Origin of the sequence: Sphingomonas parva (ex Maeng et al. 2020), assembly GCF_004564275.1 — a bacterium.
Classification (GTDB): Bacteria; Pseudomonadota; Alphaproteobacteria; order Sphingomonadales; family Sphingomonadaceae; genus Allosphingosinicella; species Allosphingosinicella parva.
In genome coordinates this window covers 1-367 of record NZ_SPDV01000053.1, presented here as the reverse complement: position 1 = coordinate 367, position 367 = coordinate 1, and the positions used below count along the sequence as shown (strand labels likewise).

Annotated in this window: 1 protein-coding gene; it reads right to left on the bottom strand. The window is 64.9% G+C overall.

Going from position 1 to position 367, the window contains the following annotated elements:
* Positions 1-367 (bottom strand): calcium-binding protein (locus tag E2493_RS18445; protein WP_135089854.1); only part of this gene is annotated, 367 nt, incomplete at both ends.

Genomic DNA, 367 nt, shown 5'->3' with positions numbered 1-367 from the left:
CGTTGCCGGCACCGCCCTGGGTCGTCTCGCTGAAGTTGGTGCCGTTGAACATCTCGTCGGCGGCGGTCGGCGCCTGCGCCCTGGCGATCAGGTCGGCGAAGCTCCAGACCGTCCCGTCGGCGAAGCGCACCTGGTCGATGCGGTAATTGGCGTCGGTGACCGCCCATTCCATCGTGATCCGGTCTTCGCTGCCGGCGATCTTCAGGATCAGATGGTTGCCGTCGGAGGATTGCTCGATGGTGACGTCGGACGCGGCGACGGTGGCGTCGAACTCGATCGCGTCGTTCCACGATTCGTTCGACCAGCCGGCCTCGGAGATTACGTCCTGGCCGAAGCCGCGGGAGAATTTGTAGACGTCGTTATGGGC